This is a genomic window from Mycobacterium sp. (assembly GCF_035570115.1).
In the GTDB taxonomy this organism is placed as follows: domain Bacteria; phylum Actinomycetota; class Actinomycetes; order Mycobacteriales; family Mycobacteriaceae; genus Mycobacterium.
Genome location: NZ_DATMLH010000001.1, coordinates 1 through 7,754 on the forward strand (window position 1 = coordinate 1; position 7,754 = coordinate 7,754).

The 7,754-nt window shown below is 63.9% G+C and carries 8 protein-coding genes; 3 read left to right on the forward strand and 5 right to left on the reverse strand.

Annotated features, from left to right (window positions below):
- Positions 1-175 precede the first annotated feature (175 nt).
- From VNW74_RS00005 to VNW74_RS00015, 3 genes are read right to left on the reverse strand one after another with little or no spacing between them, the layout of a single operon-like run.
- On the reverse strand, positions 176-985 hold the full coding sequence (locus VNW74_RS00005; protein ID WP_325674554.1) for a glycoside hydrolase family 16 protein: 810 nt from the start codon (positions 983-985) through the stop codon (positions 176-178).
- A gap of 55 nt (positions 986-1,040) precedes the next feature.
- A complete protein-coding gene (locus tag VNW74_RS00010; RefSeq protein WP_325674555.1) occupies positions 1,041-1,862 on the reverse strand; it encodes an alpha/beta hydrolase in 822 nt (273 codons plus the stop codon).
- 2 nt (positions 1,863-1,864) lie between these two features.
- On the reverse strand, positions 1,865-2,857 hold the full coding sequence (locus VNW74_RS00015; protein WP_325674561.1) for a class I SAM-dependent methyltransferase: 993 nt from the start codon (positions 2,855-2,857) through the stop codon (positions 1,865-1,867).
- A 134-nt stretch (positions 2,858-2,991) separates the two neighbouring features.
- Here VNW74_RS00015 and VNW74_RS00020 point away from each other — a divergent pair, with 134 nt between their 5' ends.
- The 3 genes from VNW74_RS00020 to VNW74_RS00030 are packed head-to-tail and all read left to right on the forward strand — an operon-like array spanning position 2,992 to position 5,322.
- The gene (locus VNW74_RS00020; RefSeq protein ID WP_325674556.1) at positions 2,992-3,837 is read left to right on the forward strand and encodes an SAM-dependent methyltransferase; all 846 of its coding nucleotides are present in this window, start codon (positions 2,992-2,994) and stop codon (positions 3,835-3,837) included.
- Between the two features lie 9 nt (positions 3,838-3,846).
- Complete coding sequence (locus VNW74_RS00025; RefSeq protein ID WP_325674557.1) at positions 3,847-4,635, forward strand: DUF1906 domain-containing protein; 789 nt, start codon at positions 3,847-3,849, stop codon at positions 4,633-4,635.
- A gap of 39 nt (positions 4,636-4,674) precedes the next feature.
- Positions 4,675-5,322 (forward strand): hypothetical protein, encoded by a 648-nt coding sequence (locus VNW74_RS00030; protein ID WP_325674558.1) that lies wholly within the window; start codon positions 4,675-4,677, stop codon positions 5,320-5,322.
- A gap of 70 nt (positions 5,323-5,392) precedes the next feature.
- Here VNW74_RS00030 and VNW74_RS00035 read toward each other — a convergent pair whose 3' ends face one another.
- The gene (locus tag VNW74_RS00035; RefSeq protein ID WP_325674559.1) at positions 5,393-6,580 is read right to left on the reverse strand and encodes a glycosyltransferase; all 1,188 of its coding nucleotides are present in this window, start codon (positions 6,578-6,580) and stop codon (positions 5,393-5,395) included.
- 41 nt (positions 6,581-6,621) lie between these two features.
- Positions 6,622-7,170 (reverse strand): thioredoxin family protein, encoded by a 549-nt coding sequence (locus VNW74_RS00040; RefSeq protein WP_325674560.1) that lies wholly within the window; start codon positions 7,168-7,170, stop codon positions 6,622-6,624.
- Positions 7,171-7,754: the final 584 nt, after the last annotated feature.

Genomic DNA, 7,754 nt, shown 5'->3' on the forward strand with positions numbered 1-7,754 from the left:
GTCTAATCAGCCAGGTCACGACCACCTGTAACAACTTCTGAGCGCGTTATGCGGGACGGGGTCGACCTGCAGTTCGCAGGCTTCGACACCCGTCGGGACCGTATAGGTCGCGGTGGTGCCTGGGGGAGTGACGCCTAGGTCGGTGTAGGTGGGGAATGGGTCCCCATTTCATGCCTTACCAGACACGTATCCAGTCGACGAGCATCTGCGCGGGATAGCTGCCCGGTCCGGGATCACCGCCACCGGAACCGGCGACCGCGAGATTGAAAACTGGAAAAACGGTGTAGCCGGGGCGGTTGAAGGGCCAATCCGGGAGCGAATCCGCCGGAACATCGAAATACGGTTGCGCACCGTCGACGTAGTCTTTCCAGAACCGGATGCCGGCCGCATCCCACTGGCATCGCCACGTATGCCAACCGCTGTCCACCGCGATGTTGTCGGTCTTCCATTCACCGCCGTTTGCTTTCGCGTGGACGGTGGTGGCCGAGGGCCAGCTGCCGTTGCCGTACCACTCGACGACGTCGATTTCGCCCTGATCCGGATTGCCCAGCCAGTAGGCCGGCCAGGCACCGGCGGTCAGGCAATTGAGCTTGATCCGGGCTTCCCAGGTGTGGCCGACGCCGCCGCGCCAGAGGCTTTGGACCTTGCCGCTGTAGTACGTCGGGCCGTCTTTGGCGGCACGTAGGACAAGGTTGGAGTTGCCGTCCACGAATACGTTGCGTCGATCGTTGCGGTACTGCCCAATGTTCTCGGGTAGCTCCCAGAACGTCGGATCCTTGATTTGCTCGCGGGCGGTCGCCACCGTCCACTTGGACGGGTCGGGAGCGGAGCCGGCTGACCCGTCGAACTCGTCGTGGAAAAGGTAGGAACCGGGCGGTGCGTCCGGCGGGGACGGATGGGCCCGGGCCCGGGGGATGGGTGCCGCGGCTGCCAGCACGCCGACCCCGGTCATCAACATCATGGTGCGACGATCCATCTCGGGCATAGGCCAAGCACGATAGCAGCCGGCTTCTCGTCCCCCCGTACCCGTGAGGGACAGCTCACAGGTGAGCAAGGAGTCGCTCGGCGAACACGTCGGGGTGTTCCCGATGCATGAAATGCCCGCCAGGGACTTCCTCGATGATGTAATCGCTTTCAAACATCCGGGCCGCACCCCGGTAGTCCGAGGGCGCGACGACTGGATCACCGAGCCCCGCAAAGGCCACTGTCGGCACGGTGATGCGCGCCCGCAGCGATGCACTGGGTATCGGTGAAAGCTTTCGGTAGTAACCGAACGCCGCGTTCACGCTCGCCGGGTTGGCAAAGCTCGCACGGACGGCGTCGAATTCCGTTGGATCGGGCGTCCAATCCGGCGACCATCGCCGATAGATCGCGGGAAGTGCCGCGAAGTCATTGCGCGCGAAGCGGTTCGGCGCTCCTGGCAACTTGTATGCGGCAAAGTGGCGAACACCCCAGAGCTTCTTCGGCGACGGTTTCAGTGCTGCCGGGTGTGGAATGCCGATGGCAAAGAGCTTCTTCACTCGATCGGGCCCGAGCGCCGCCGCGCCGTAGGCGGCCGAAGCTCCCCAATCGTGGCCGATGATGATGGCGTCGCGCGCACCGAGTGCTTCGATCAACGCAAGCGGATCGCGCGCCAAGGTTTCTTGGTCCGGGTCGCGATCTGGGATCCCGGTGGGGTGGTAGCCACGCATGAACGGGCTCACCGCCCGGTATCCGTTGGCGGCGATTCGCGGTCGAAGATCGTCCCAGGTGTGCGCCGTGTCCGGGAACCCGTGCAACATGAGTACGAGAGGACCGGAGCCCTCCTCGAGATAGGCGAAGTTCAGTCCGTTCGCGTCGACGAAATGGATCGCATCAGCCATGGCTAGGGAGCCTTCTGGTAAACGAGCCAGCGCAGCTCGATCGGGGATTCCTCACGCGCGACGTCGAATACGTCAAGCCCGCTGGCCCAGTTGGCGTACCAGGCTGTGGGCGGCCAAGCGCCTGCGGGCAGGTGGTTTTTCTCGTAGTCGTGGGCGGAATCGTCGGCAACCAGCTTGAGAGGCAGCAGGTCGGCCGCGTTCGACATTTCCTCCCAGGTGAAGAACATGGTGTTGCATTGCTGCCCCAATTCCCGGGATGCGTCATCGGGGATGTAACCCTCGCGCGGCACGAAGGCGTTGACAAGGAACCGCCCGCCGGGAGCCAGGCAACGCGCGGCGAGTTCGAACATGCTGCGAAGCTGCTGCGTCGTCCGGAAGTCGGGCACTAGTTCGGAGGCCACAATCAGCTGATAGTCGTCGCGGACGTCGTCGTTGGTCGCGAAGACGTCGCGCTCGATCACCTGTACGTCGAGTGATTCGCGTTCGGCCTCCGAGCGAATGATGTGCGCGAGCTTCGGAGCAATCTCGACCGCGTCCACCGGATGGCCGCGTCGCGCGAGGGCCAGAGCGTTGCGGCCGGTTCCTGCGCCGATATCGAGTATGCGATAGCTGGTGGGATCGGCCGCTTCACCGGCCAGTGCCCACACCCGGGCATCCGGTGTGGTGCCGAACAGCGACCCCTCCCGGGTGGTAACCCAGCCGTCGTAATGACCCGCCATCGTCACCGCTTCGATGTTGACGCGATAGTTCAGGGCCGTGCCGAAGGGAGCGTGAAAGGAGATGACGATGTTCGAACGGGAGGAGGCCTGGTAAGCCTGCGCCAACTGCGTCTTCAGCACCGTCGTCAGCTGAGCAAATTCTTCGGGGGAATACTGCACGCCGACGCTGGCAAATATGTTGTCGCACATCTTGACGTACTCGTCGATCAAGCTGGGAACGGCCGGCACGGTGATTTGCCCCATCGCCACCGATCGGCGATACAACCGCCGTGCCATCGCTTCGCGCAGCGTCGACGGGCTGAAAGGCCCGACGGCCGGATCGTCCACCAGACTCTTGTACACGACCGGGACCAGTTTCCACCAGCGCTCGCGCGGTGAGGCGGCGCCTCGGGTTGGCTAGCATCATCTGTATGTCAGACACCGGGCACTTCATCACCCACGTTTCCGATACCGCCCGGTGGACCGCGCTGCATCGGGCAACCGAATCCGCACGGGCCGATGCGTTGTTCAATGACCCGCTGGCCGAGCGTCTCGCCGGCGAACATGGCCGCGCAATCGTCGCCCGGGTTCCCCGGTCGAATCGCAACGGGTGGTGGCTCATCGCGCGTACCAAGATCATCGATGACATCATTGCCCGATCGATCGCCGAGGGCTGTGACCGGGTGTTGAACCTGGCCGCCGGCCTGGACACCCGACCGTATCGTTTGGACCTTCCACCCGATTTTCCTTGGATTGAAGCGGACCTGCCGGAGCTGCTCGCGGAAAAGACAGAGCTTCTCGCCGACCAGACGCCACGATGCCGGTTGACTCGGGTGGCCGTCGACCTGTCCGATGCGAACGCCCGCGACGGGTTCTTCAACGAGGCGCTAGACGGGGCCACCAAGGCACTGGTCTTGTCCGAGGGACTGCTGATGTATCTCGACTACCGGGACGTCGTCGCGCTTTCGGCGGCGATCAAGCGACCTGAGGTGGCCTGGTGGATGCTCGACTTCGCCTTTCCGGGCCTGCGGAAGATGATGAACAAGAAGATGGCCGGCATGTTGGAAAACGCGCCGTTCAGGTTCGCGCCCGAGAACGGGCTGGCCTACTTCGAAGACCTGGGGTGGCGCACGCTCGAAGTCGAATCGATGTTTGTAGCCGCCCACCGATACCATCGCTTACCGATGTTCCTGCGCCCGATGGCGTGGCTGCCCGAGACGGATCCACGGCGCCCGGGCGGCAGCCGCTGGAGTGCAGTTGCCCTCCTAACCCATTGAGGCCGGCGAATGGCTGAATCAACTAAGCGGCGAGCTCTTTCACGGCGCGACGTCATCAAGTTTGCCCTGTCGCCGGTACTGGTAGGCCTGGCGCCGCTGGCCACGACGCTCGGCGGGCAGCAGGCGTCGGCTGCCGACATCAGGCTGATCGATTTCGCAGAGCGGCGGATCCCGCCCGATCAGATCAAATCGGCCGGCTATGCCGGAGTGGTGAACTACGTGTCCTTGGAGCGGCCGGGCGCCCACTTTGAGGCAAAGCCCATCACCCGCGAGTACGCCGACGCGCTGCGCGCTGCGGGTCTTCACATTGTCAGCAATTTCCAGTACGGCAAACCGGGTTGGCCCGATCCGTCGGATTTCACCCGGGGGTACGACGGGGGCGCGGCCGACGCACACACTGCGCTGGGACTGCACGCCGCAGCCGGGGGTACCGGTTCCGCTCCCATCTTCTTCAGTGTCGATGACGACATCGACCAGAACTCTTGGAATAGCCTTGCTGTCAATTGGTTTCGAGGAATCAATTCGGTATTGGGCGTGCAGCGCTCCGGCATTTACGGGCATTCTCAGGCGTGTGGATGGGCGATCAGGGACGGCGTGATCGGGCATTCCACCACCGCGGGGTTCCGATGGGCATGGCAGACCAGGTCGTGGTCGCACGGGCAGCGCGAGCCCGCGGCGGTGCTGTATCAGGACGTGGTCAATACCCCGTCGAGCCCGGGTCCGCTTCTCGGCGGCATCAACGTGGATGTGGACGATGTCCTTGCGACCGATTTCGGACAGTGGGATCTCGATCGGTGATCCGAGTCACCGGCTCACTGGCGGTGGCATCCTGGTCATGTGGGTTTGCTGTTCCGGTTAGCCGAGTTCCTCATCGTGATCGTGCCGCTGGCGGGCATGATCATCGCCGCAATACGAGCATTCTCGGCGGACAAGCGCCCGGGGAAGAACCCACAGAGCCACGATCGGGCAGGGACGGCCGGCAATCAAGCCGTCCACTGGCGGTCGCTCACCCGCGTCCTGCGAGAGCACGACCGCACCGACACGCGGTGGCTTGAGTACGAACTCGACTTCGCCAGGCTTCTCGACTTCCCGCTGATGACCGACCTGCGCGATCCGCTGACAATCGCCTTTCACAAGGCCAAGCTGCGGGCCGACTTCCTGCGCCCTGCCAAAGCCGAAGATCTCCTCGATGACCGCGACGCAGCGGCCCGGTACCTGGCCGCTGTTGAGGACTATGTGACCGCGTTCAACATCGCCGAGGCGGAGGCGAAACGTCGGCGCCGCAACGACTTCTCACACGACGGACAGCAGCGGATTGCCCGGGCTCAGAGTCTATTGCGCATGGCGTCCGACTCCGCCGCGACTCCGCAAGAACGCCAGAACGCCTATGACCGTGCACACAGAGAACTCGATGGCCTCATCGTGCTGCCGGCCACGACCCAAGCCAGCATCGAACGTGGGATCTCCGGCCAGTTAGACGGGTAGTTCTCGAGCACCGGTACGACGATGTGCTCGACCGCCCCGCGATACCCGTTTGCGGCCTGCCGCCGACCGGTCAGTTAACGCGTCCCCGGCGGGCGGCGTCTTCCAGCAGATCGGCGGCGCTGGCAACGCTTTCGGCCGGTTTGGTCATCTGAGCGGCAACGTTTCGGGCCTGAGACACGCATTTCGGAGCAAGGATCGAGCGTAGGTCTGCGACCAGCGATTCCCGGGTGGTAGCCGAAAAGTGCCGCGCGGAACCGACTTTCAGGAGTTCGACGGCAGATGCCCAGATCGGCTGATCAAGCCCGACGCAAAGGACCAATGTGGGGACTCCGGCCCGCAGGCCTGCGGCCGTGGTGCCGGCTCCGCCATGGTGGACGACCGCGCGGCACGCGGGAAAGACGGCGGCATGATTGACTGCTTCCACGATCTTGACGTGGCCGCCATGCGGGACATGGGTCCAGTCACTCGCGCCCGCGCAAATCAACGCTCGTTCCCCTAACAGCTTGCACGCCGCGCCGATCACGGCGACCGTGTCGGCGGGGGATGCGATCGGCGTGCTGCCAAAGCCGAAGTAGATCGGGGGCGTTCCCGCGGCAATCCAGGACAAAACCTCGTCGTCGGTATCCCTCGGCAACTCGAGCGTCAGCGCCCCGACGAAGGGCCGTCGCACGTCTGCCTGCGCCCACTGGGCTGCCAGTCCGGGAAAGCAGAGTTCGTCGTAAGCCTGAATCTCCAGCGCTACGCGGTCCTCCGCTCGTCCAGTTGCCTCCGGTAAGCCGAGTGCCTGGCGTTGGGCACGTTCAGGCCCCGTCGTCGCGAGTCCACGCGGCCCGCTGGACTCCAAAATCTCGGCCGGGAAGAAGTGCAGCCCGGCCAGCGGAATGCCGTAATACTCAGCGATATTGGCGGCCAGCCTCTGCTCGGTTATGCCCGCCAGGAGCAAGTCTGCCCCGTTAGCCACCGATTTCAACGTCGTGGTCTTGTCCTCCCAGACCTGGACGACATAGTCGGCAGCCTGGGATATCGCTTGGTCCGGATTCTGCATCATCCGTACGAAATCCCCGTCGCGCAGCAGCTTCTCCCAGTGCCGTCCATAGGGGACCTCAGTAAGCCCCGCCGACTCGACGAAGCCACGCATGTCAGACGGGACTGTCACAGCCATGCCCACGTCATGCCCCCGGCGCAGTAGCTCCCGGGCGAGAGCGATGCAGGGCTCGACATCGCCGCGACTTCCGTAGCCTGCGACGGCGAATTTCATCGATGGACCGCAACCTGTTTCGTGTCGTCAGCGCGCCGGGCTCAGCGCCACTTGATGCCGCATCCGATCGACGGTCGCTGATCGGCGTCGACCTGCCGCCCAGCGAGTACGGCGTCGACCGCCGCCCGGACATCAGCGGCCGTCACCGGTAGATCGTTGCCTGGGCGCGAGTTGTCGAGCTGACCGCGGTAGACGAGCCGACGCTCACCGTCAAAGACGAAAGTGTCGGGTGTGCAGGCCGCGGAGAACGCACGCGCGACGTCCTGGGTCTCGTCGTAGAGGTACGGGAACGTCCAGCCGTGGCGACGGGCCTCGGCCGCCATCTGGTCGGGTCCGTCTTGCGGGTAGGTGACCACGTCATTGCTGGAGATGCCGACCATCGCGACACCTTGATCGTTGAGATCTCGACCAAGCGCGGCGAGCCCGGGGCCGACGTGCTTGACATACGGACAGTGGTTACAGATGAAGGTGACGACCAGCGCGGGACCCGCAAGGTCGTCAAGGCTCACTGTGGCGCCGGTGGCCGGCTCCGGCAGCGTGAACGGCGGCGCGGGGGTGCCGAGGGCAAGCATGGTGGATTCAGTGGCCATGCCCGCCAGAGTAGCTTTCCTCGCTGTGTGGACTGACGGCCGCTACTTGCCGCCTCTCACAACACCACGCATCGCCGGGTAGCCGAAAAGCTCCTGCGCAGGGTCGCGTCACAAAGGAGTCCACTGCCCGTTGCCGGCCAGTAATCCCAACCCACAAGTCCTGTCGCTTGAGCTCGGTTGGGAGCCGCGATAACTTGAATATTATCGACGTTGTGTTGATACTCGAGGTCACATCGGGGCGGCGCGGTAGCCCACCGTGCAATTAGTTCACAGACCCGAAACATTCGCAGACCCGAAACATATTTCATAGACCCGAAACATTCTGTACCAGCGATGATTACCGGATCATCAGCCCAAAGGGACTCGGGGCGCGGAGCGGCGTAAAGCGGACCACCACGCAGCATCAATAATGCGTAAAGGCGGTTGACACTGGTCAAGCCGAGAATCACGATCGTTTCGAGCGGCTCGCTAAGTGAGGTCGGCACTGATGAAGGTCGCCGACCTCGAACGCGCGAGAACCACGCTTGTGGGACAGTGTCGTCGGGATTGCGTCGAATGACGCTTACGGTTAGGGCAGCCCGCCC